This is a genomic window from Mycobacterium asiaticum (assembly GCF_001668675.1).
GTDB classification, from domain to species: Bacteria; Actinomycetota; Actinomycetes; order Mycobacteriales; family Mycobacteriaceae; genus Mycobacterium; species Mycobacterium asiaticum_D.
Window position 1 is genome coordinate 23,491 of sequence record NZ_LZKQ01000329.1, and the last position, 22,878, is coordinate 46,368.

Here is a 22,878-nt window from a genome sequence, read left to right on the forward strand (position 1 = left end):
TTTGCATGGCTGAACAGACATTCTCCGTCGACGGACTGCACTGTCAGGGGTGTGTGGACACCATCACCACCGCGTTGACGGCACTGCGGCCGGTGAGCGCGGTGCGCATCGAGCTGAACACCGAAGGCGCTTCCGCGGTGCACGTTTCGTCGAGCTCCGAGCTCAGCCCGGAGCAGGTGCAGGCCGCCCTGAAGGGCGAGGGCAACTTCACCGTGCGGGCTTGATGCCGCCCTACCGCCGCATCTTTGAGAGCTCCCGCAGCATCGCGTTGTAGGCCTCGAGTTCGTCGTCGGCGTAGTCGCTGTCGGCGTGCCGATCACTGCGCGATGCCACCTTGCGGTCTTGACGTGCCCACTGCGACACCAGCGCCACGATGACGATGATGATCGGCACTTCGGTGAGGCTCCAAGCGATTCCGCCGCCGAGGTGCTGGTCGTCGATGATGCTGGGCAGCCACGGCAGATCGAGCGAGCGGTAGAACGTGGCGCCCACCGGCGATGCCATCGTCATCAATGCGATGCCGAAGAAGGCGTGAAAAGGCATGACCGCGAACAACAATCCGATTCGCCCCGGGTAGGGAAGGCGACGCGGACCCGGGTCGATCCCGATGATCGCCCAGTAGAACAGATATCCGACGAGCAGGAAGTGCACCGCCATGAATTCATGGCCCCAGTGGTAGCGGACCAACGTGTCGAACAGCGGCGTGAAATAGACGATGTAGGGCGACCCGACGAACAGCACGAAGGCGGTGATCGGGTTCGACAGGAAGGTGGTGACCCGCGAGTGCAGCAGCCAGGTCAGCCATTCCCGCGGGCCCGGCGGGTGCCCTTCACCGGCGGCCGGTAGCACCCGCAGCGCCAGCGTGACCGGGCCGCCCAGCACCAGCAGCACCGGGATGAACATGTTCAACGTCATGTGCTCGGCCATGTGGACGCTGAACATGGCCGATCCGTAGGCACGGACGCCGGAGCTGCTGGTGAATACCAGTGTGGCGCAACCGATCAGCCAGGCCACCAGCCTGCCGACCGGCCAGGGGTTGCCGTTGCGCCGCAACCTCACATAACCCGCCGTGTACAGGACCGCCATAGCCAGACCGGCGGTGCCGAGAAAGCTGTCGAACCGCCACAACGTCAGCACGGTCCCGACGGTCGGCGGATCCGGGAGCTGGTAGCCGAGGAACACGTCCCAGCCGGTGTACCGGTGCGTGAGGAACCGCGGGGCGGCTTGCACGGTCGTCGCGGCAGCAGCGGCAGTGGCCGCGACGGTCGCCAGCGCGGCAAGCGTGCCGACGGCGCCGGAGCGCAACGGCCTGACGAACAGCCCCCAGCAGTCAATCAGCCACACCACCAAAAGCAGCGTGCCCGCGGCCAAACCCAGGCGCGCGAAATCCGAGCCGAAGGCCGATCCGAATCCCTGGGTCGGCGTCAGCAGGTACAACAGGATCGCGCCGTAGCAGACCGCCAGGGCGCCGCAGATCACCTGCAGCACCTGCACCGCACGGGTCGGTGTCGTCGCGGTCACCGCGGCGACGGTCTTGAGCCCGGTCAGGGCGGCCACCGCAACCGCGAACACGATCGCCGCGCTGGTCGAGTAGTCATGGTCGGGCCCCTGACCGGGATTGCCCGTCACCGCGGGCGCGACGACGGCGAGCACGGTGGGAATGAGCAGGACGGCGTGCCCGAGCCAGCGGGTGCTGAAGCGCAGCGTCACCGCAACCGGCACCGCCAGGACCGTCACCGCGATCCATGCGCGGGCCGTCTCGGAAACGGAGAGGGCGTCGAACAACGCCCCGCTGCTCAACAACGCACCGGCACCCACGCCGACGTCGTGGGCGGCCTGGATCACCACCATCACAACGGCAACCACCGTCCACAGCAGCGACACGCGCTCGGCCACCAGATGGATCCGGAACCCGTCCGCATCGAGCAGTCCGTCGGGTTCCGGGCGCGATGTCATCACGACCAGCAGCAGGGCGCCCAGGCACATCGCACCCAGCAGCGACGCGACGAAGTACCCCACCGGCGCGGCGGCGCTGATGAAGGCACCGGGATAAGGGTTGCCGGACTCGGCGTCGCGACGGGTTCCGGACAACAACCCATATGCGGCGACCGCGACGAAGAGCACGACGAACCCGGCCGCCAGCGCCGCGGACCGCACCGAACGCGACCGGTCCACCCGGGCGGCCGGCGTCACCTCAGCGCTCGGCCCTTCTGTCCCCACCCCTGCAGCTTACGACCGTGCGTCGTAGCCGCCTGTCGTCTGGAGCGCCTAGTGTTCGGTGACTGTGATTGATGATCTGCCGCTGCGGTGGGCAGTCACCGGCCTGTTCCTGTTGAGCGCCGTCGGCTTCGTGCTGGTCGTCGACCGCCGGTCCTGGACCTCGGTGGTCAGCTACGGCCTGCACCTCACCATGGCGATCGCGATGGCGGTGATGGCCTGGCCGCAGGGACTGGGGCTGCCGCCGACGCCCGCCGAGGCCTTCTTCCTGGCGGCGGCGCTGTGGTTCGTGATCATGGCCGTCCTCGCCACCCGGATGGGCGGCATGCGGCTGCTGCGCGGGTATCACGCGCTGAAGATGCTGGCGATGGCGTGGATGTACGCCGTTGTTCATCATCAGCCGCTGCCCTCGGGACTCGGTGCCGGGCACCAGCACCACCACCACCACGAGATGCCGGCGGACCAACCGATGCCCGATATGGACATGACCCCCGCCATGACGCCCGACGCCACGCCGCCCGACGATTGGCCGGGCTGGGTCGATGTCGGCAATTGGGGGTGGGCGCTCCTGTTCGTCGCCGCCGCCGTGGTGTTGGGGTACCGGTATGCCGCGCAACGGCGCGTCGCCCGGCGGCGGCGGTCGCGGCGATGGCGCACCACGCTCGGCACCGCGCTGCAGGCCATGATGGCCGTGGGGATGGCGATCATGTTCGGCGCGCTGCTGGTGCAGAGCTGAGGGTGTAACGTTTCCGCCCTTCCATCGACTAACTGCGCAGGCGCTCAGTAGATTGGGCCGCGGTGGCAGGCCGCGAAGGAGACGTCAGTGCAGACCCAGCAACCCGTCGACGGGGCGGCGACGGGTTCAGCGCATCCCGGCCACGCCGAGCGGCCGTTCATCGCCAGGACCATCCACGCCCTCGCGGTGCCGATCATCCTGTTCTGGATTGCCGTGGTCGTCCTGCTCAGCGTGTTCGTCCCCTCGCTGGAGATAGTCGGGCAGGAGCGATCGGTGTCGCTGAGCCCGAAGGATGCTCCGTCGCTGATAGCCCTGAACCGCATCGGCCACGTCTTCAAGGAAGGCGAGACCGACAGTGTGGCAATGGTCGTCCTGGAGGGCGACAAGCCGCTGGGCGATGACGCGCACCGGTACTACGACCTACTGATCCGCAAGCTGCGCGCCGACAAGACGCATGTGCTGAGCATCCAGGATTTCTGGGGCGACCCACTCACCGCGGCGGGCGCCCAGAGCAGCGACGGCAAGGCGGTGACCGTTCAGGTCAACCTGGCCGGCAATCAAGGCGAGCTGCTGGCCAACGATTCCGTCGACGCCGTCCGCAAGATTGTCGACGGCACTCCTCCGCCACCTGGCGTCAAGGCCTACGTCACCGGCGGCGCCGCCCTGGCCGCGGACCTGCACTCCAGCGGCGACAAATCCATGGCGAAAGTCACCCTGACCACGGTCGCGGTGATCCTGGTGATGCTGCTGTTCGTCTACCGGTCGCCGATCACCGTGTTCCTGCTGCTGGTCACCGTCGGTGTGCAGCTCTCCGCGGCGCGCGGTTTAGTCGCACTGCTGGGTCACAACGAACTGATCGGGCTGTCCACCTTTGCCGTCAGCCTGCTCACCTCGCTGGCCATCGCCGCCGGGACCGACTACGGGATCTTCATCATCGGTCGCTATCAAGAGGCCCGGCAGGCCGGTGAGGACCGGGAGTCGGCCTTCTACACCATGTACCGGGGGACCGCGCACGTCATCCTGGGCTCCGGGCTGACCATCGCCGGGGCGACGTTCTGCCTGAGCTTCACCCGGATGCCCTACTTCCAGACCCTTGGTGTGCCGTGCGCGGTGGGAATGCTGACCGCGGTCATCGTGGCGCTGACCCTGGGTCCCGCGGTGCTGATCGTCGGGGGCCGGTTCGGGTTCTTCGATCCCAAGCGCTTCCTGGCGGTGCGCGGCTGGCGCCGCGTCGGCACCGTGGTGGTCCGCTGGCCGTTGCCGGTCCTGGCCGCCACATTCGCCGTCGCCATGGTCGGGTTGCTGACGCTGCCCGGATACAAACCCAGCTACGACGACCAGGCGTACCTGCCCAGCTTCATCCCCGCCAACGAAGGGTTCGCGGCGGCGAACCGGCATTTCTCCCAGGCCCGCATGAAGCCCGAGATCGTGATGATCGAGTCGGATCACGACATGCGCAACCCGGCGGACTTTTTGGTGCTGGACAGGCTGGCCAAGGGCCTCTTCCGGGTGCCGGGGATCTCGCGGGTCCAGGCCATCACCCGCCCCGACGGATTGGCCATGGAGCACACCACGATTCCGTTCCAGGTCAGCATGTCCAACGCCGGGCAGGTGCAGACGATGAAGTACCAGCGGGACCGGATGGACGACATGCGCAAGCAGGCCGACGAGATGGCCAAGACAATTTCGCTCATGCAGCGGATGTACGGCCTGATGACCCAACTGGCCGAACAGACCCACCGCATGGTCAACGACACCGTCGAGATGCAGGAGATCACCAACGAGTTGCGCGATCACATCGCGGACTTCGAAGACTTCTGGCGCCCCGTACGCAGTTACTTCTATTGGGAGAAACACTGTTACGACATACCGGCCTGCTGGTCGCTGCGGTCGATCTTCGACGGCCTGGACGGGTTGGACGCGATCGACGAGCGCCTTGACGTGTTGGTCAGCGACATCAAGAACCTGGACCGATTGATGCCGCAGATGCTGACCACCTTCCCCCCGATGATCGAGACGATGGAGAGCATGCGGGTCTCGATGCTGACCATGCACAGCACCATGTCGGGCATCTTCGACCAGATGGCCGAGATGAGCGAGAACGCCAACGCCATGGGCAAGGCGTTCGACGCCGCCAAGAACGACGACTCGTTCTACCTGCCGCCGGAAGTGTTCAAGAACAAGGACTTTCAGCGCGCCATGAATTCGTTCCTGTCCTCGGACGGGCACGCGGCGCGATTTATCGTGCTGCATCGCAGCGACCCGGCCTCCGAGGACGGCATCGCCAGTATCGACCAGTTGCACACCGCGGCCGAGGAGTCGCTCAAGGGCACACCGTTGGAGGACGCCAAGATCTACGTCGCGGGCATGGGCGCCGTCTTCAAAGACATCTCCGAGGGCGCCAAGTGGGATCTGGTGATCGCCGGGATCTCCTCGCTGTGCCTGATTTTCATCATCATGCTGGTCCTCACCCGCGCGTTCATCGCCGCCGCGGTGATCGTCGGGACGGTCGCGATCTCGCTGGGTGCTTCATTCGGGCTGTCCGTGCTGATGTGGCAGCACATTCTCGGTATCCCATTGCACTGGTTGGTGATCGCCATGTCGGTGATCGTGCTGCTGGCGGTGGGGTCGGACTACAACCTGTTGTTGGTGTCGCGGTTCAAACAGGAGATTTACGCCGGACTCAACACCGGGATCATCCGGTCCATGGGCGGCACCGGGAAGGTGGTCACCAACGCCGGACTGGTGTTCGCCTTCACGATGGGCGCCATGATCGTGGGTGACGCGCGGATGATCGGACAGGTGGGCACCACCATAGGACTGGGGCTGCTGTTCGACACATTGATCGTGCGCGCGCTGATGACGCCTTCGATCGCCGCGCTGCTGGGCCGCTGGTTCTGGTGGCCGATCAACGTCCGGTCACGGCCCGCCCGGCCGCGGGTGCCGGTGCCACCGCCGGACCGTTCACTGGTCTCCAGCGATCAGCGGTAGGCCGGCTGTGTCGAACATGTCGAAGCTGGAGGCCATCGTCGCCCGCCTCCCGGAGGCCGTCCGGGTCGACATCGAGGCGTGGGGCGGCGGATCCTGACGTCCTACGCCCTGGTCGCGCCGAAGAAGCTGGTCAAGCAATTGGGGCTGTGACGGCGTCCTGAAGCAGCGAGAGCAACGACACTGTTGCCGTGGCGACTTCGGCGACCCGCTCGGCGTTCAGCGTGACGGTCGGGAAATCGGCCAGGTATTCCCGGTAGGAGCGGCCCCCGAGTCGCATGCCCAAACTCACCCAGGCGTCCAGCACCGACCATCGCCGCGGATTTTCGATGGCCCAGTCACTTTCGTCTAGCTGGCTCTTCCATTGTGCGACCTCGGTTTCCATGCAACCGAATTCGGCGAGCAGGGCGGCGTATGACACCCGCTCCCCGGTAACCACGGTGATTCCGCGACCCAGCACGGCCGGCCCACCCAGCTCCGGAACCAGACTCAGGATCGCTTGGGCGGCGGCATGTCCGGTGGTGACCTCTTCAGTCAGGCTCACCGCCGGATAGGCGCCCATCGTCACACAGGCGTCGACCAGGGAGACCAAAATGTCTGCGCTCGTACCCAGTTGCCGGTCCATCCCCAGCACTCTCGGCAGTCGCACGATGGTGTAATCGAGTGCGCCCGGTGCGGCCGACACCACCAGTTCCGCCAGCGACTTGGACGCCGCGTACGGGTAGGGCGCCGTACCTGGGTCGGTGACCGCTGCCGCGTCGGCCTGCGCATTGACGACGTAGGTGGACAGATGCACCAGTCTCGCACCGTGCTGGACGCACGAATCTACCAGCGCGCGAACAAGGTTGACGTTCGCCGGCCGCAGATCGCGGTAGGGCACCACCACGTTGGTGTTCCCGACGCAGTTCACGACGGTTCGAGCGCCGGTGTCGCGGATTAGCGCATCGAGTTCCTCGCGGCCGGGCTCGGCCGTGAACCGCCAGGTGCGCACGCCGCCGATGCGTTGCAGATCAGTCCACGGCTCGTGCTCGGGCAGCTCCGACCTGGTAGCGAAGACCATCTCGGGACACGGCGTTCCGGACCGCTTCAGGTCGAGAACCGCTTGGGCGAAGCCGGTGCCGAGAATCCCGGACGCCCCGAGCACCAGGATGGTGTCTCGTTTGGCATTGTCGCTCAACGCCTTCTGGTGTGTCGGCGCGTATGCCGCTGCGAGGTCACCCGCTATCTCGGCCGCGGTCGTAACGTCCATCCACCCGCCAGCAGGCATCATCCGTGCCAGGGTGGCGGCCGTGTCGGCGCTGATCAGATCCAGGAGGGTGAGGTGCCGATTCAGGTATCTGCGCGTGTCGGGCAGGATCCGGATCAAGTCGAGCGAGCCGATGCCGGCGTCGAGCAGTGACGAGTCCGCCGTCAGCTCAATGCCCAAGTGACGGCTCCAGATTCGAGCGAGTCCGGCCGCATCGGAATCGGCATCGGCTTCGTCCGACAAAGCATCCGCCGAGCTCGACAGCATCCGCAGCTTCGCGCCGTCCACCTTGCCGCTGGGCTTGCGGGGAATGTTCGGCACGGCGACGACGAAGAACGACGGCACCCCCAGGCTCGTCAGAACACAACGGATACGTGCGACCGTGGCGGTGTCCGCACCGTCCGTGCGGGTCAGCTCCGTCTGGAACCACATTCCGAGCCTTCCGCCCTGCAACTCGACGGCGACATCGGACACCGCTGGGTCCTCGGTGATGCGCCGGCTCACCTCCGCGATATCGACCCGCTTACCGGATATCTTGACCAGCGCGTCTTTTCGTCCGGCGAAGACCGGATGCCCCTCGTCGTCCCCGATCACCCGGTCAGCGGTGGCAAACGCCCGATACCGCGAACCGTCCGCGGCGGTCACGGTGCCGAAGCCGCCGCCGTCGATACCGAGATAACCGTTCGCGACCAAGTCACCGACGATGACGATCTCGCCGAACGCGACGAACATCGAGTCGGCCACCAGCGGCCGGCCCACCCGGCGCGCGGCGTCACCGGTAGCAGCGGTGATGGGTAGATAGCTGGATACCACGGTGGTTTCCGTCGGGCCATAGGTGGACACCAGCGAGATCTCTCGCTCACCCGGTGCGGCGACCCACTTGTCGGCCGTGCGCGGGTGGACGGCCTCCCCGCCGATCACGATCTGCCGGACGTTCGAGCGGCGGATCGTCTCAACCACCTCGCGGTCCTCGGACAGCAACTGCCAAACGGCAGTCGGCAGGTCGACGACGGTCACGTGCTCGGCGGCGATATCGGCTGCCAGAGCGGTGAAGTCGCCGGACTTCATGGCTGCGGTCCGCGACGACTGCGCTCCGCAGGCCGCCGCGCCGAAGATCTCTTCGACGCTGATGTCCGATGTCAATGGGGCGCATTGCAGGATGCGGTCGGCTGCGCCCCATCCGTAAGCCCGCCCGAGTGCGGCGCAGAACAGCGCCAGCGATCCGTGGGTGACGTGGACGAGCTTGGGTGTTCCGGTGGTCCCCGAGGTCGGCATGACGTAGGCGGTCCTGGTCGACAGCCGGGCATCCCGTGTCACCAACTCGACACGTCCGTCGATGAGTTCGCGTTCATTCTCGTCGGCGGTTGCGGTCAATTCCATCGCGGTGACATCGACCACGTGTACCGAGATGTCGTCGATGTGCTCAGCAATCGCGCTGGCCCGCAACGGCATCTCGTCGCCGGTGGTGCAGACGCTGTAACCGCAACCGGCGACATGGCACGCGATCAACAGGTCGGTGGTCCGGTCCGTGTCGTCGTCGCAGCAGACCACGATGTCGCCGGGCACCACACCGTTGCGGACCAGCCAAGCAAGCCAGGCCCGTGCGTTGGGGCGGTTGATCAGTATCCCGCGGGCACCTCCTGGCGAGTTCAGAAACCAGGCGGGTGCGGTCGGCGGCTCGGGTTGGAACGCGGTTTCGCTGCGGCGGTGGGCCCCGTCCGGGTCGATGCCCAACCACTCGTCGACCACCGTGGCGATCGGTTGTTCCCACGACGCCGCCATCGACTCCAGCGCGGCTCCGATCCGGGCGGCGACGCCACGATATGCCTTGTCCGCGCACCGATCCGCCCTGTCCCAGATGGTCAGCCGCAGCGTGCCTTCGTTCTCGTCCAGCACGCTGGCTACGGTCATACCCTCGACCGGACCGATGTCGGTGGCGATCGGCGTTTCGGACAGAAACCGGCGCAGCGTGGGCGCACATGCCTCCCGGATGAAGTTGAGGGTCATCGCCTCTACCTGTGTGGTCCGGTTGATCGCGAAATACATTCGGCGGAAATGCTCTTCACGAAGCCATCGCCGCCGGACGGTCCTGACATAGTCTCTGTCGAGCGCGCTGACGACGTCGGCCACCGAGGCGAACGGCGAGAATCGGACGGGGTGCGCGACGGAGTTGACCAGACAGGTCGCAACGTCCAGTTCCGGATCACCGAACCGGTTGTCCACCGCGTGCACCAGCAGGTTGTCGGTGCTCTGCCGGAGACTGGAAAACACCCCGACGGCGGCCGCGGCCACCAGCACATTGAGCGGGACCTGCTTGTCCTCCGAGAGAGCCAGGATGGCGGCAAAGGCGCTGCCGGACAGGGTCACCGACTCCTGCAGGACGCCCTTGGCGGCCGCGCCGTGCGGTTCATCGGAGCCGGGGTTGTGCCCACCGCGGCGCGCATCGTCGGTGAGCTCGCGCCGCACCACAGGCGCGACGCGTTGTAGCGCCTCATCGACCTTGACTGCCTCACGTCGGTGCGCCGCCGCCAATTTCGCCAAACCCTGGGTGACGCTCGTGGTTTCAGCACCGGCGTGCGCCAGATGCCGTGCCAGGTCAGCTTCGACGATCCCGGTGGCGCCACCATCAAGCAGGATGTGATGGGTGTGTACGTCAAGGCCGGAGACCAACCCATCGTTATTGGTCCAGACGGTGTAGCGGACCAACGGCTTGTCCAGAATGCCCGAAGACCACGAGCGGGCAACGTCATCGGCGCCGCTGTTCGCGTCGTCGACCGACCGCACCCGGACGATGTCACCGGTGTGCAGGCGCGGTGCCAGTTCGGGATAACCGGCGCCGAGCGGTTCGAGAACACAGAGCTGCACCGGATTTTCGGTGATCGTCGCGTGCAGGGCGGCCAGGAACCCGGGCAGCGGCAGTGGGTGGAACCGGTAGGTCTTGCCGATCAGATACAACGCGGGATCGCTGTCCTGCAGCACCCCGTTGTAGAGGTTGCGCTGTGATCTGCTCAATGGGATTCGCGCGATCATCCGGGGGCTCCGGCAAGTTCCCGAACCCAGCCCGCAATCGACAGGTCTTCGGCCAGTCGCGCCGGCACCTCGGATTCCCGGTTCACCCCAAGCTGTTTCATCAGCAGGACGAACCGGACCGAGTCCAGCCCGAGGTCTCGCAGATCCGTGGCATCCCCGTCGATCAGGTCGGTCTCGTCGATGTACAAGACCTCGCAGATCGCGGTGACGACCCTTTCCCGCAGTACCTCAGCCACGAGCGCCCACTCCCACCTTGTCCGTGCCGACCTTCGCGGCCAGCGAAGCCCGCATCACCTTGCCGGACTGGGTACGCGGAATATCGGTGACGACGGCTATCGTCGAAGGTCGCGCCGCCGACTCCGACTCCTGCCGGAAGTGAGCAGCGATGGCCTGCTTGAGCTTTCGCGCCTGCGTCTCGTCCAGGTCCGTCGACGGGACGACGGCCAAACCCACCAGCGCCCCGAATTCCCGATCGGCGATTTCATAGCACGCCGCCTCACGCACCCCGGGCACGGCTTCGGCGATGCGGTCGACCTCGTCGGGCGCCACGTTCACACCGCCGGAGATGATCATCTCCGACGACCGGCCCTTGATGTAAAAGAAGCCGTCCTCGCGTTGTTCAAGCAGATCTCCGGTGTTCACCCAGCCATCCACCAACACCTCGCCGGTGCGTAGCGGATTGTTCCAGTACCCCAGCATGTTCGCCGGTGATTTGATCCACAGGGTGCCGGAAGAGGAGGGACGGCCGTCGGACCCGACGAGACGAACATCCACGCCGGGGTACGGCCGTCCCACCGCCCCCTCCTCGATCTTGCCGATCGATCCCTCGTCAGTCGGCAAACACAATGCGGTGCAGCCGGTTTCGCTGAGCCCATAAACCTGCGCGGTGCGAATCCCCATGGCTTCGATGGCCCGTACGTCGGTCGCGATCGCCCGTGAACCGCCGTATCCGACCAGGCGCAACGACGGCACCTCGGCATCGTCGGCCTTCAGCTCGGCGATCAGCTTGGCCAGCAGCGTGGGGACCAGGCATGTGGTGGCCACCTCGTGCGCGTTGAGAATCTCGAGGAGGGAAGTTGTGTTCTCACCGCCGGTGACACACAGACCGCCGCGCATCAGGCAGGTGAAGATCCACCACAGTCCCCCGATATGGGTGGCCGGCAGCGGCGAGTAGGTCGTTTCGCCGTCGACCCAGGTCACCCAGTTCAACCCCGCTTCCCGCAGGATGTCCGGGATCGCGAAGAAGGTGCGGTTGGCCAGCAGCACGGCCTTGGGTTCGCCGGTCGTGCCGCTGGTGAAAATCATCGCCAGTGGATCGTCGGCACCTCGCTCCGGGAAAGGCACCTCGGCGCCCGGCATCGGGCCTGTGCTTTGCACGCCGTCGGTCACGTCAACCGGTATCGCCGGTATCGACCGCAGTATGTCCGGCAGGTCGGCGGCGGCGGTTCTGCTCCCGGGCGCGACGAGAATCGCGCTCGGGGCAGTGATTTGACCGAACCGCCCGATGGTCGCCGGCGGCAGATTGCCGTCAGCCATCACGGCGATCGCACCGACCCTGGCGCACGCCAGGACCGACAGGTAGGTCTCGGGACCGTTGTCTGAGACCACGAGTACCCGGGCGCCCGGCGTAACCGACGCCGCGCGCAGGGTTGCGGCAAGCCGGATCACCTCGGCTACCAGCTCGCCGTACCGGAGCGTGCTGCGACCGTTGCACCGGCGCAGCGCGACGGCCTCGGGCCGCTGCCGCGCCTGTGCGACGACACGCTCCAGCACGGTGGGCGGTAATTGCGTCATGACTTCCAAACTTCTTTCTTCTCAGCCGGTTACGGAATGTTGAGCGCTGCCAGTTCGACCTCAGCGGTCGCCGCCCCGCCGAACTCGTCCCAGAATTCGATCGCACAGGGAACCGAGAGGTAGCGCAGCGACCGCTCCATGACCTTGAAGTTCTGGCACAACAGGCGGGCGGAGAACTTCTGGGCGTGGATCGGCCTTCTGAAGCGCGACGAGGTGTTCTTGATCAGCATGCTCGGCAGCTGCAGGTCGAAATAGTCCGAAATCGACCAGCCGCGCAGCACCGGTATCTCCTCGTTGAGCACCGCCGGCGCAAAGGCGCAGTAGGCAAGTTGGTTGAAACACATCACCAACTCCACCGCGTTGAAATGCCCCGTGCTCCGGATGTAGGCCGGCTCACTGATGCTGAAGTTCCCGTATGCCAGTACCGAATCGGCGGTCGCCTTGTACGACGCGTCGATCAAATAGCGGCACCCTTTGTACGCGTACGGCTCGAGCACTCTGGCGAGCAGATGCTCCTCGATGGGGCCCGTGTCGGTGATATCCGCGAACTCCGTGCGGGTTTGGGCAGAAGGGGACAAAATGATGGTACTCATACTGGATATCCTGGTGTTTCGAGTCCGTCCATCATGGTCAGACGGTGAGTGGTCAAGTGGCCGTTGGCGGTACCGTGCTTGGCACGGTGCATCAGGACGCGGTTGTCCCACAGAATGATGTCGCCGACTTCGTAGTGCTGAGTGTGAATGAATGGTGACTTGTATTCGGTGTCAAGCTGACCCGTGGCTTCCAGCAGTTCTTGCAGGATCGCCGGGTCGAGCACATTGCCGTCTTTGTCCCTGATCTTGGTGGTGCCGGTGGCGCAGATGTAGAGGATCTCTTCACCCGTGTGCGGGTGTCTGATCACCGTCGGCCACTGGATGGGCGGCGTGGTCCGGTTGATCTCATCCCACACTTCACCGATGGGCTTGTAGACGTCCCGCGGCCGAATCTTGATGTGCCGCCGCGGATCATGGGTGCTGAATGTCCCGCGGACCGGACGCTGCTGGGCGGCCGGGAGGGACTTCCATACCTTCGCGAGATCGATGAAGTAGGTTCCACGGTCGTGTCCTGGCACTGTCAGGGGCAGCACCATGGAGAACGCGAACGGTTCCGGCATGAACATGTAGTCGATATGCCAGAAGGCACCCGTCTTGGGGACACCCTGCCCCTCCTCCGTGGAGGAGACGAAGATCTCGGGGTGGTCCTTGTGGTGGTACAGCGGCTCGTAATACGGAATGATTTCACCGACGAGTCGGCCGAGTTGGATGAATTCCTCGGGCGAGGGATGGACATCTTTGAGCACCACCAGCTTGTGGGTATAGACGATGTCCCGGATTTCCTCGGTGGATATGTGCTCGAGGTTCTGCGGATCCAGGCCGGTGACCTGGGCCCCGAGTCCCTCGCCTTTGACGTTGAGAGTCATGGGATTGTTCTTTCAGTCGTTGAATGGTCGCACGCCAGAGCGGCGCGAAATGTTCTGGAAATCAATAGCTGTCGTGATGCAAACCCCCTTGGTGAGCCGCCTGCCGGATCGGCGGCGACTCAGCGATCGTGATGGGAGGAATCTGCCACCGGTTGCTTGGTGGATCCTTGGTGCATTCTTGAGGGATCCTTGACGTCACCGGTGTCATCGGCGCCCCGCCTGTTCGCCCGAGGTGTTCCAGCCGGCCGGCAGCAACGGGACGGTCACGCCGGTGTACCGGGTCCCGGGTTGCACTAATCCTGCTGGCGCACTTCGCCTTTCAGGAATAGTGCCGGCGAAACCGAGTGCACCGGCGCCTTGGTCGCTCGCTGCAGTCTCCCACTCGCCATCGATGGGGCCGTCCATCGACGCGTCGAGGAACTCGTCCCGATACCCGCGTAGCACGGCGCCACCCTTGCCGCGGTTACGACGACCAGTGTGTGTTTCGCGGTTCAATCGCGTTGCGGCACAGGCCCACACGGGGTTGCCGACGGTCTCCGTGGCAGCCGCCGCGGCCTTGGGCCCGAACCCGACGCTGGGTGGTGACATGGCGGGCACGGCGTAGCTGAAAGCGGGCGCCGGTGAGCCGGCGGCGGGCGAGATCGGGGCGGTAGCGCCGGGGGTCTGCGTGCCGCCGTGCTGGATCGCACCCGCCCCGCTCGCGGCCACGGGCGCTGCCCACGCACCGGTGTTCTCGTTGATCCGTTGTGCGGGCGCGGCGGTGACCGCCATGGCAGGCGCATCCGGTAGCGCCTCGGGCAGCCACCCGCCGTCGAGCGCACCCAGAGCGCTCAGGGCACTGAGCGCGGGGGTGAAAAACGGCAGCAGCAGCAGGGAATACGAGGCGTAGTACGGATACCAGAGGACGTCGTAGATGAGCAACGCAATCACGGCCAGCGCAACGGTGCCGGCCGGGCTGAGTCCGAATTGCTGAAAGAACTCCAGGAAATACTTGTAGGGATCGGCCAGGAAATCGGTCAGGTGATCGACCAGTGGCGCGATCGAGTCGAGCGCGAGGATGGGTGGGGCGGGCCGGGCTCCCGGCACTGCCGCGTTCGCCGCTGTCGCGGTGGCTTGGTAGCCGGCCATGGTGTCGGCGGCCTGCACCCACATCCGGGCGTAATCGCTTTCGTTGAGGGCGATCGCAATGGTGTTGAGACCGAAGAAATTCGTTGCGACCAGGGCACCGTGGAGCGCGTGGTTTGCGGCCAGCTCCATCAGAGTCGGCATGGCGGCCAGTGCGCTGTCGTAGGCGGCCGCCGCCGCCTCATGCTGAGTCGCGGTGGCGGCACTGTCCAGCGTGGCTTGCTCCAGCCAGGCCAGGTACGGGCCGTGTGCCGCAACATATTCCGCGGCACTGGCGCCCTGCCACGCGCTGGTTTCCACCTCGGCCAGCACCCTGCGCAACTCGGCGGCCGCCTGTCGGTAGTGCTCGCTGAGTTCATGCCACCGCGCGCCGGCGGCAAGCAGTGATCCCGGCCCGGGCCCGGTGCTCAACAGTGACGAATGCACCTCAGGGGGCATTGCCATCCATATCGGGCCGGTCAGGCTGCCACCTCCGGGGAATAGGTTTGCTCGGTCGTCTGAGGTAGTCGTCCGGGGCTGGCCGAAAGTTCCCTGATCAGTACAGTCGGATCCATGCCGACCGTCGACGGCCGTCACCTGCACGGCGTTTCCGAAACCGCGCTGCTCACGCTGCATCAGCGGGCAACCGAGGCCGCTCGGCCGGACGGCATCATCGACGACCCGATGGCCATCAGACTTCGCGACAGCATCGACTACGACTACGACCACTTCGGCCGCACCCATCAGGCAGCGGCGTTGCGCGCCTTGGCTTTCGACAACGCCACCCGGGAGTTCCTGCGCGCGTGTCCACGCGCCACGGTGGTAGCCCTGGCCGAAGGCCTGCAAACCAGCTTCTGGCGCGTGGACAACGGACAGCTGACCTGGTTGTCGGTGGACCTGGAGCCGATCGTGCAACTGCGCCGGCAGTTGCTTCCGGCAACCGACCGGCTGCGGTACCGCGCGCAGTCCGCGCTCGACTACTCCTGGATGGATGACGTAGACGTCACCAGCGGTGTGCTGATCACCGCCGAAGGCCTGTTGCAGTATCTGCAGCGCCCTGCGGTGTTCGGCCTGATCGAGCAGTGCGCCAGCAGATTTCCAGGCGGGCGGCTCATCTTCGACAGCGTTCCGTGGTTACTGAGCGTGTATTCGCGGCGACGTGGCTTCCGGCTCAGCGAGCATTACACCGCGCCGCCGATGCCGTTCTGGTTCACCGCCGAGGACTATCCGGACCTGCGTGCCATCCCCGGTGTCCGGGCGGTGCGCGAACTGCCCGCTCCGCCGGGCCGTGGCTTGCTGCTGCGCAGCGTCATGCCTTTGGCTTACCGGCTCGCAGTGCTCAAGAGGTTCCGCGCGCCCACCACCGAGGTGGATTTCCACTGAGCAGCTGTGCGGCTGAGCGGGCTGCCGGGTTGCCGGGTTGCCGGGTTGCCGGGTTGCCGGGAACATCGGGCCCCTTTTGCGCGACTATAGAGATATGGATTGTGAGGTGGCGCGCGAAGCGCTGTCGGCCCGGATCGACGGCGAGCGCGAGCCCGTGCCGTCGGCGCGGGTGGACGAACACCTCGCCGAATGCGCGGCGTGCCGAGCCTGGTTCGACCAGGTGAGCGACCAAGCTGACCTGCTGCGCCGACTGGTGCGGTCCCGGCCGGTGATCACGCCGGTGGGCCCGTTCGGACCCGAGGCGCCGGCGCCGCAGCGAGCACGGGCGAGTTGGCAACGCTGGGCGTTGCTGGGGGTGGGGCTGGCCCAGTCGGCGCTGGCCGGCGCACAGGGGCTCGGTGTGAGCGTCGGACTCTCCGACCACCACGGCGTAGCGCCCGGCGGCCACCTGCTCAACGAGTCGACCTCGTGGTCGATAGCGCTGGCGGTGGTGATGATCGTTGCGGCCGTGTGGCCGCGGGCCGCGGCCGGTCTGGCCGCGGTGTCGGCGGCCTACGTCGGCGTGCTGACGGCGTATGTGGTGCTCGATTCACTGTCCGGCGCCGTCACGGCCGCCCGGGTGCTGTCCCACGTGCCGGTCGTGATCGGCGCGATCCTGGCAACCATGGTGTGGCGAAGCGGCGACTCGCGCGGACCGACACCGTCCAGCGCCGCCTCGGATCCCGATATCGTGTTACCGGAGAACGCATCTCGCGGGCGGCGGCGCGGTCACCTGTGGCCGACGGACGGTTCGGCCGCGTAGCCGGGCGTTACCGTATCGCTCCGGTCGGCACCGAAGTTGCGCAGACGCAGGCTGTTCGACACGACGAAAAACGACGAGAACGCCATCGCCGCGCCGGCGATCAGCGGGTTGAGCAGTCCCGCAGCGGCGATCGGGATCGCGGCGATGTTGTAGCCGAACGCCCAGGCCATGTTGACCCGGATCGTGCGCATCGTCGCGGCGGCCAGGTCCAATGCCAGCGGCACCACCTCGAGGTCGTCGCGGACCAGGATGACGTCGGCAGCACCGATCGCCACGTCGGTGCCGCGCCCGATGGCCATGCCGAGGTCGGCACAAGCCAGTGCCGGGCCGTCGTTGATGCCGTCGCCGACCATGGCGACCACCCGACCGCGTTCCCGCAATTGCTCGATGACATCGACCTTGCCCTCGGGCAGGATGTCGGCGATCACCTCGTCGATCCCGACGCCCGCGGCCACTGCCGCGGCCGAGGCCGGGTTGTCACCGGTCAACAGCACCGTCCGGAATCCCCGCTCGTGCAGCGCCGCAACCGCGCCCGCCGCCGACTCCTTCACCGCGTCACCGACCGCGATGACGCCACCCGTTTTCCCATCGATCTCAACAAAAACCGCGGTGTCACCGCGGTATTCGGCGTCGTGCCGGGCGGCCGCCAGCGCCGCATCCCGCGGGGCGATCCAGGACGGCTTGCCGACCCGAACGGGTCGGCCGGCCACGGTGCCGGCGACGCCCCGACCCGGGACGGCACGGAAGTCGGTGAGTGATCGTCGGGACGCGGTGGCCGCCGCGATCGCCAGTCCGACGGCGTGCTCGGACGCGGCTTCCACCGTCGCGGCCAGCTCCAGAACTTCGTCGGCGTCCCAGCCGGGCGCGGCGGTGACGGCGCTGATGGTGAGTTGCCCCGTCGTCAGGGTCCCGGTCTTGTCGAACACGACGGTGTCTACCGCGCGAGTGGCTTCCAGCGACTGATGGCCCTTGAGGAAGATGCCGAGCTGCGCGCCGCGGCCAGACGCCACCATCATCGCCGTAGGGGTCGCCAGACCCAGCGCACAGGGGCACGCGATGACCAGAACGGCCAGGGCGGCCGAGAAGGCCCGGTCGGGCCCACCGCCGGCGGCCAGCCAGCCCAGGGCGGTCAGCCCCGCGATGGCGAAGACACACGGGACGAACACCGCAGCAATGCGATCCGCCAGGCGCTGGGCCTCGGCGCGTTGCGCCTGCGCCTGTTCCACCAGCCGGACCATCCCCGCGAACTGGGTGTCGGCCCCCACCGCCGCCGCCTCCACGATCAGCCTGCCGTCGAGAACGGCGGTACCGCCGATCACGCTCGACCCGGGGTCCACCCGGACCGGCTTGGCCTCGCCGGTCATCGCGCTCATGTCGACCGCGGCCGACCCCTCCACGACCAAGCCGTCCGCGGCAATCGTCTGGCCCGGGCGCACCACGAAACGCTGCTGCTCCCTGAGTTCGTCGGCCGGGATCACCGTCTCGGAACCGTCCGGCTCCAGGATGGCGACGCTCTTCGCGCTCAACGCAGCCAGGGCGCGCAGCGCGCTACCCGCCTTGGACTTCGCGCGGGCCTCGAAATACCGCCCCACCAAGACGAAGACCGTGACGCCTGCCGCGACCTCGAAGTAGATTGCGTCGCTGCCCAGCAGCGCCTGCCAAACGCCCCGGCGCTCGGCGGACGGGGGCGAGCCGAAGGCGGTGCGCAGCGACCAGATGGTCGCGGCGGTGATCCCGACCGAGATCAACGTCTCCATCGATGCGACACCGTGCATGGCGTTGCGCAGCGCAACTCGGTGGAACGGCCATGCCGCCCAACCCACCACCGGCAGGGCGAGCAAGGTCAGCAACCACGCCCAGCCGGTGAAACGCCACTCGGGTATCACCGCGAACAGCACCGAGAAATGGGCGAGCGGCACGAAGAACACGGCGGCAACGGCCAACCGGGTAAACAGGTACCGGGCGTGCTCGGCGTCGGGATCGCCGTCGTATGCGAGACCGGCCCGGCGCGGTTCGGCCTGGTAACCGGCCCGCCGGACCGCTTCACACAGTTCGTCGGCGGAAATTCCTTCGCCGGCCTCGATGGTCGCCGTCCGAGTGGCGAAATTGACCGAGGCGCGAACCCCCGGCAGCTTGTTGAGTGTGGATTTCACCTTCTGCGCACAGGCCGCGCAGGACATGCCGCTGATTTCGAGCTGAACGAGCTGGGGACGCTGCGCGTCGGTTACCGCGGTCAACATCCTGGCTCCTCACCTCCTGACCATGTTTGGAGAACAGTCGTCAGAGCGCGCTCGTTAGTTCCGGCCGTACATGTTCTAGTCTCTAAAACCGTGGGTGACGACGAGGATCAAATTACCCACCTCGCCAAATGCGCCGGACGAGGTGACCGGGCCGCCCTCACCCAATTCATCCAGGCCACCCAACGCGATGTTTGGCGGATGGTTGCCTATCTGGCCGACCCGGCCAGCGCGGACGACCTGACCCAGGAGACATTCCTCCGGGCTATTGGCGCACTGCCCCGCTTCGCCGGACGCTCCAGCGCGCGCACCTGGCTGCTGTCCATAGCCCGTCGAGTGGTCGTCGACCAGATCCGGCACAACTCCAGCCGGCCCCGAACCACCCATGTGACAGATTTCGACGCCGTAGCAGGGGCCGCCCGTCGTGGCAGCCGGATCGAAAACATGGTGGAGGTCCGCCTGCTGATCGACGGACTGGACGCGCAGCGCCGCGAGGCGCTGGTCTTGACCCAGATCCTCGGCCTGTCCTACGCGGAGGCGGCCGAGATCAGCGGTTGCCCCATCGGCACGGTGCGGTCCCGGGTGGCGCGGGCCCGCGACGACCTGCTGCGGGCAGCCAATGAAGGCAACCAGACAGGCTAGAAAACGGGTTACGCGAGTGCGCGTTTGACGCCGGGGTGATTGCGCGCCAGGAATGGCAGCATCAGTTCCGGCGGCGCCACCCGGAACAGGCCCGCCGAGATCCGGTTGGCCAGTCCCGGGACGACGACGGCCTTGCCGGCCGCGAGTCCGTCGATCCCGGCCTGCGCCACCCGATCGACCGGAATCCACATCACCTTGGGCAACGCGGATTCGGCTTCCTCCTTGGTGAAACCGGCCGCCTCGCCGAACCCGGTGTCCACGGGCCCCGGGCACAACGCCGTCACGGACACGCCGGTGCCGCGCAGCTCCCCGCGCAGGCTGTGCGAGTACGACAACACGAACGCCTTGGCCGCACCGTAGGCCGCCTGCCCGGGCAGCGGGCCGAATGCCGCCACGGACGCCACGTTGAGGATGGCGCCCCGGCGTCGGTCGACCATGCCTGGGAGGAGTCTGCTGCACAGATCGACCACGGCGGCCACATCGACCTCGACGAGGTTGAGTTCGTCCTCTGGAACGGATTTGGCGACGACGCCGAGGGTGGACAGGCCCGCGTTGTTGATCAGGATGTCGGGCGTCAGGCCGAGATCACCGATCCGGCCCAGCAGGCCGGCCCGGACCGCCCGGTCCGAGAGGTCCGCCGGCAGCGGCCGGGCTTGGGGACCCAACCGTTCGGCGATCTCGGCCAGCCGGCTGGCGCTGCGCGCCACCAGCACCACCTGATGGCCAAGCTCGGTCAGGATCCGGGCGAATTGTTCGCCGATGCCCGACGAGGCACCGGTGACGACGGCTGCGCGATCATTTCCTGCTGGTGGGAGAGCCATGGCAGTGAAAGTACTCGCACCTAGCCCGCCTCCGCGATGGTTGCGAGGTTGTCGTTGCCGTCCCAACTCGGCTGACGGGCGGGATCGGCGATCAGCTCGAAGATCCGGTCCGCGCCGGCGGCGATCTGACGGGTAACGGTCACGATCCGCTCGGCGCGTTCCGGCATGCGGCGAATGCTAGCGGGCTTGCAATGCCTCGACCGGTCCGGAGAGGGCCGCTTTGACCCGGCGGGTGAGCTCGTCGGCCAGCACCTCGGCGTCGCCGCGTTCCACCGCATCGAGGATGTCGCGGGCGACCTGACGCGGGTCGTTCTTGGGCGCACGGACGTCGGCGATCATGTCTGTGTCGGTGAAGCCGAGGTGCACGCCGGTGACCAACGTCCCCTGCTTCTCCAATTCCACGCGCAACGAATTGGTGACCGACCAGAAGGCGGCTTTGGAGGCGCCATAGGCGCCGTAGCCGCCCAACCAGGACAGCACCGAATGAATGTCCACCAGTGCGCCGCCGCCGTTCTGGGCCAGGATCGGCGCGAACGCCCGGGCAACCCGAAGCGCACCGAACAGGTTGGTTTCGAAGATCGCGCGGATCTCGTCGAAATCGTCGTCAAGCAGGCTGTGTCCGCCGGCGATGCCGGCATTGTTTATCACGATCTGTGCGTCCGGCGCCGCTTTCGCCAGTGCCGCAACGGAATCCGCATCGGTGACGTCGAGGGGCACGCTTACGACCCGAGGATCGGTGTTGTCCTGCGGCACCCGGGCGGTCGCGTACACCTTCGCAGCACCCCGCTCCACGAGTTCGTTCACGATCGCCTTGCCGAGTCCGCGCTGTCCGCCGGTGACCACTGCCGTCGAACCCTTGATGCTGATCATGACCACTTCTCCCTGACGTAGGTATTAAGCTTTTACCTCTGTCAGGTTAATTGACCGATGTGACATAGACAAGTAGGCTTAGCTTATGTCTCGGTGGTATGCGTCACAGCGCTATGGGCTTGAGCCGGCCCCCGGCGGGCTGGGATTGGTGCAGGACTTCCTCAATACCGTGGGCATCGGTGACTACGGCGAGGACCTGCTGGCCGATCCCGCCCCGGCCAATCGTTGGACCACAGAGGCCATGAAGACCTGGTCGGGCCTGAGCGGCGTGGACGCCGCACCGCCCGAGTTGGGCGAAGCCGACCTGGACAGGCTCAGGGCCTTGCGCACCACGATCGCCGGAATGGTCGCAGGTGAGCCGGTGGCCCCGGGCGGCCCGCCGGCCTCGGCCTCGTTCGCTGTGTCCGAGGACGGTGAGGTACGGCTGGAACCGGTCGGCAACGGCTGGCGCTGGCTTGCCTCCGTGCTGTGGTCAGAGGTGCTACGCGGCCAACTCCTCGGCGAGTGGCGCCGCGTCAAGCGCTGCCGCAATCCCCACTGCCCGTCAACTTTCTACGACCGGTCGAAGAACAATAGCGGCGTGTGGCATGACGTGAAGACATGCGGAAACGCCGCAAACCTGCGGGCGTCCCGCGCGCGGCGTCGCGCAGCGGCAACTACTTCTTCGTCTTAGGTCGGCAGCTTCGTCTGAGTCAGCAGCGCTTGGTCAGCAGCGCTCGAGCCCGCGCTGCATCAGGCGCGGGGCGCCGGCCGGCCGGGCGGATCCGGATCCACAGGTGCTGCGGTGGTGCACGTGCAGCACGTGGCAGGTTCGCGGTCTGATGATGGGCACGGTGACTTCAGCGCCACCGTCTATCGAATCGGGTAAAACTGTCACGTCGTCCGGTCCTTTGTCTATGCGACTCTCGGCCACTGTTGAGTGCACAGTCCGGTCGCTCGGCTCATATCTACCCAAGCCGTGTACGAGCCAACCGCACGCACGGTCAACAACAGGGAAACGCCGTTGTGTATTCCGACACATCGCCGCAACGCGAGTCGGGCAGGTCACAGCTGGGCGCGTCAGCGCTTCGCGATCCGTATGGCGGTGTCCGCGAGCGGAACCTCATGGCCGGCGGCACACCGGATTTCCGCGACGACGGGTGCGCCGCAGCCGTCGTGAACCAGCTCGCTCGCGGTGGACTCGCCCTGCAGCAGCCTACCGAATTCGATCAGGCTGATCAGGACGGGAAACAGGCTGCGACCGCGCTCGGTGAGCACGTACTCGTACCGGGTGCGCTGGCCAGCCTGTCGGTACGGCTGTTTTTCCAGCAAACCGGCATCCACGAGTTGCCGCAAGCGCTTGGCCGCGATCTGTTCAGTCACCCCAGCGCGGCGGGCCAGGTCGTCGAAACGACGTCCACCGAAGAAGGCTTCGCGTAGCAGCACCATCGCCGAATGCGTGCCGATCAGCCGCAGCGCCCGTTCCATCGGGCACCAGTCGGCCGCCGTCCAGCGGTCTCGGTCGGCGAGGCCGCCCGCCAGTTTCATCGCGTCCACCGAACCCACCTCC

17 protein-coding genes and 2 pseudogenes are annotated in these 22,878 nt (G+C 66.6%); 7 read left to right on the forward strand and 12 right to left on the reverse strand.

Annotated features, from left to right (window positions below; translation table 11 throughout):
* Positions 1-5 precede the first annotated feature (5 nt).
* A complete protein-coding gene (locus A9X01_RS27040; RefSeq protein ID WP_065123642.1) occupies positions 6-224 on the forward strand; it encodes a heavy-metal-associated domain-containing protein in 219 nt (72 codons plus the stop codon).
* 7 nt (positions 225-231) lie between these two features.
* Here A9X01_RS27040 and A9X01_RS27045 read toward each other — a convergent pair whose 3' ends face one another.
* Positions 232-2,220 carry a cytochrome c oxidase assembly protein gene (locus A9X01_RS27045; protein ID WP_065123643.1) on the reverse strand — a complete coding sequence of 663 codons (1,989 nt, stop codon included), beginning with the start codon at positions 2,218-2,220 and terminating at the stop codon, positions 232-234.
* A 58-nt stretch (positions 2,221-2,278) separates the two neighbouring features.
* Between A9X01_RS27045 and A9X01_RS27050 the strand changes: the two genes are divergently transcribed.
* Complete coding sequence (locus A9X01_RS27050; RefSeq protein WP_253849417.1) at positions 2,279-2,953, forward strand: DUF5134 domain-containing protein; 675 nt, start codon at positions 2,279-2,281, stop codon at positions 2,951-2,953.
* Positions 2,954-3,040: 87 nt separating this feature from the next.
* Complete coding sequence (locus tag A9X01_RS27055) at positions 3,041-5,944, forward strand: MMPL/RND family transporter (protein ID WP_065123645.1); 2,904 nt, start codon at positions 3,041-3,043, stop codon at positions 5,942-5,944.
* A 130-nt stretch (positions 5,945-6,074) separates the two neighbouring features.
* On the opposite strand, the gene A9X01_RS27060 is transcribed toward A9X01_RS27055, so the two are convergent.
* The 6 genes from A9X01_RS27060 to A9X01_RS27085 form a co-directional block, all read right to left on the reverse strand.
* A complete protein-coding gene (locus tag A9X01_RS27060; RefSeq protein WP_065123646.1) occupies positions 6,075-10,217 on the reverse strand; it encodes an AMP-binding protein in 4,143 nt (1,380 codons plus the stop codon).
* Positions 10,214-10,441 (reverse strand): acyl carrier protein, encoded by a 228-nt coding sequence (locus A9X01_RS27065; protein WP_081282662.1) that lies wholly within the window; start codon positions 10,439-10,441, stop codon positions 10,214-10,216. The genes A9X01_RS27060 and A9X01_RS27065 overlap by 4 nt, the downstream gene beginning before the upstream one ends.
* A 4-nt stretch (positions 10,442-10,445) precedes the next feature.
* Complete coding sequence (gene fadD10 / locus A9X01_RS27070) at positions 10,446-12,011, reverse strand: fatty acid--CoA ligase FadD10 (protein ID WP_065123648.1); 1,566 nt, start codon at positions 12,009-12,011, stop codon at positions 10,446-10,448.
* Between the two features lie 29 nt (positions 12,012-12,040).
* A complete protein-coding gene (locus A9X01_RS27075; protein WP_065123649.1) occupies positions 12,041-12,604 on the reverse strand; it encodes an FcoT family thioesterase in 564 nt (187 codons plus the stop codon).
* A complete protein-coding gene (gene scoE, locus A9X01_RS27080) occupies positions 12,601-13,470 on the reverse strand; it encodes a (3R)-3-[(carboxymethyl)amino]fatty acid oxygenase/decarboxylase (protein ID WP_065123650.1) in 870 nt (289 codons plus the stop codon). Before scoE ends, A9X01_RS27075 begins: the two co-directional genes overlap by 4 nt.
* Before the next feature lie 204 nt (positions 13,471-13,674).
* Positions 13,675-15,039 carry a PPE family protein gene (locus tag A9X01_RS27085; protein ID WP_065123651.1) on the reverse strand — a complete coding sequence of 455 codons (1,365 nt, stop codon included), beginning with the start codon at positions 15,037-15,039 and terminating at the stop codon, positions 13,675-13,677.
* Between the two features lie 108 nt (positions 15,040-15,147).
* Here A9X01_RS27085 and A9X01_RS27090 point away from each other — a divergent pair, with 108 nt between their 5' ends.
* A complete protein-coding gene (locus A9X01_RS27090; protein WP_065123652.1) occupies positions 15,148-15,957 on the forward strand; it encodes a class I SAM-dependent methyltransferase in 810 nt (269 codons plus the stop codon).
* Between the two features lie 94 nt (positions 15,958-16,051).
* Positions 16,052-16,759: a zf-HC2 domain-containing protein gene (locus A9X01_RS27095; RefSeq protein WP_065123653.1), complete on the forward strand. Its 708-nt coding sequence runs from the start codon at positions 16,052-16,054 to the stop codon at positions 16,757-16,759.
* Here A9X01_RS27095 and A9X01_RS27100 read toward each other — a convergent pair.
* Positions 16,691-18,999, reverse strand: a pseudogene (locus A9X01_RS27100) (heavy metal translocating P-type ATPase). The gene A9X01_RS27095 and the pseudogene A9X01_RS27100 sit on opposite strands and share 69 nt — an antisense overlap.
* A 90-nt stretch (positions 19,000-19,089) precedes the next feature.
* Here A9X01_RS27100 and sigC point away from each other — a divergent pair.
* A complete protein-coding gene (sigC, locus tag A9X01_RS27105) occupies positions 19,090-19,638 on the forward strand; it encodes an RNA polymerase sigma factor SigC (protein ID WP_065123655.1) in 549 nt (182 codons plus the stop codon).
* Positions 19,639-19,646: 8 nt separating this feature from the next.
* Here sigC and A9X01_RS27110 read toward each other — a convergent pair whose 3' ends face one another.
* The 3 genes and pseudogenes from A9X01_RS27110 to A9X01_RS27115 form a co-directional block, all read right to left on the reverse strand.
* Positions 19,647-20,459, reverse strand: a complete 813-nt coding sequence (locus tag A9X01_RS27110) for an SDR family NAD(P)-dependent oxidoreductase (protein WP_065123656.1) — start codon at positions 20,457-20,459, stop codon at positions 19,647-19,649.
* 32 nt (positions 20,460-20,491) lie between these two features.
* A pseudogene (locus tag A9X01_RS29600) lies at positions 20,492-20,626 on the reverse strand (polyketide cyclase); the annotation flags it as partial.
* Between the two features lie 10 nt (positions 20,627-20,636).
* The gene (locus A9X01_RS27115) at positions 20,637-21,329 is read right to left on the reverse strand and encodes an SDR family oxidoreductase (protein ID WP_065123657.1); all 693 of its coding nucleotides are present in this window, start codon (positions 21,327-21,329) and stop codon (positions 20,637-20,639) included.
* An 85-nt stretch (positions 21,330-21,414) separates the two neighbouring features.
* Between A9X01_RS27115 and A9X01_RS27120 the strand changes: the two genes are divergently transcribed.
* Complete coding sequence (locus tag A9X01_RS27120; RefSeq protein ID WP_253849420.1) at positions 21,415-22,002, forward strand: CGNR zinc finger domain-containing protein; 588 nt, start codon at positions 21,415-21,417, stop codon at positions 22,000-22,002.
* A 386-nt stretch (positions 22,003-22,388) separates the two neighbouring features.
* Here the strand turns inward: A9X01_RS27120 and A9X01_RS27125 are convergent, their stop codons facing one another.
* The gene (locus A9X01_RS27125; protein ID WP_065123672.1) at positions 22,389-22,856 is read right to left on the reverse strand and encodes a winged helix-turn-helix transcriptional regulator; all 468 of its coding nucleotides are present in this window, start codon (positions 22,854-22,856) and stop codon (positions 22,389-22,391) included.
* Between the last annotated feature and the right edge of the window lie 22 nt (positions 22,857-22,878).

Excerpts from the sequence above, each read along its gene's own strand:
- A9X01_RS27040 (WP_065123642.1), top strand. The coding sequence starts at position 6 with ATGGCTGAACAGACATTCTCCGTCGACGGACTGCACTGTCAGGGGTGT.
- A9X01_RS27060 (WP_065123646.1), bottom strand. The coding sequence starts at position 10,217 with ATGATCGCGCGAATCCCATTGAGCAGATCACAGCGCAACCTCTACAAC.
- fadD10 (WP_065123648.1), bottom strand. The coding sequence starts at position 12,011 with ATGACGCAATTACCGCCCACCGTGCTGGAGCGTGTCGTCGCACAGGCG.
- A9X01_RS27075 (WP_065123649.1), bottom strand. The coding sequence starts at position 12,604 with ATGAGTACCATCATTTTGTCCCCTTCTGCCCAAACCCGCACGGAGTTC.
- scoE (WP_065123650.1), bottom strand. The coding sequence starts at position 13,470 with ATGACTCTCAACGTCAAAGGCGAGGGACTCGGGGCCCAGGTCACCGGC.
- A9X01_RS27085 (WP_065123651.1), bottom strand. The coding sequence starts at position 15,039 with ATGGCAATGCCCCCTGAGGTGCATTCGTCACTGTTGAGCACCGGGCCC.
- A9X01_RS27090 (WP_065123652.1), top strand. The coding sequence starts at position 15,148 with ATGCCGACCGTCGACGGCCGTCACCTGCACGGCGTTTCCGAAACCGCG.
- A9X01_RS27095 (WP_065123653.1), top strand. The coding sequence starts at position 16,052 with ATGGATTGTGAGGTGGCGCGCGAAGCGCTGTCGGCCCGGATCGACGGC.
- A9X01_RS27110 (WP_065123656.1), bottom strand. The coding sequence starts at position 20,459 with ATGGCTCTCCCACCAGCAGGAAATGATCGCGCAGCCGTCGTCACCGGT.
- A9X01_RS27115 (WP_065123657.1), bottom strand. The coding sequence starts at position 21,329 with ATGATCAGCATCAAGGGTTCGACGGCAGTGGTCACCGGCGGACAGCGC.
- A9X01_RS27120 (WP_253849420.1), top strand. The coding sequence starts at position 21,415 with ATGTCTCGGTGGTATGCGTCACAGCGCTATGGGCTTGAGCCGGCCCCC.
- A9X01_RS27125 (WP_065123672.1), bottom strand. The coding sequence starts at position 22,856 with ATGAAACTGGCGGGCGGCCTCGCCGACCGAGACCGCTGGACGGCGGCC.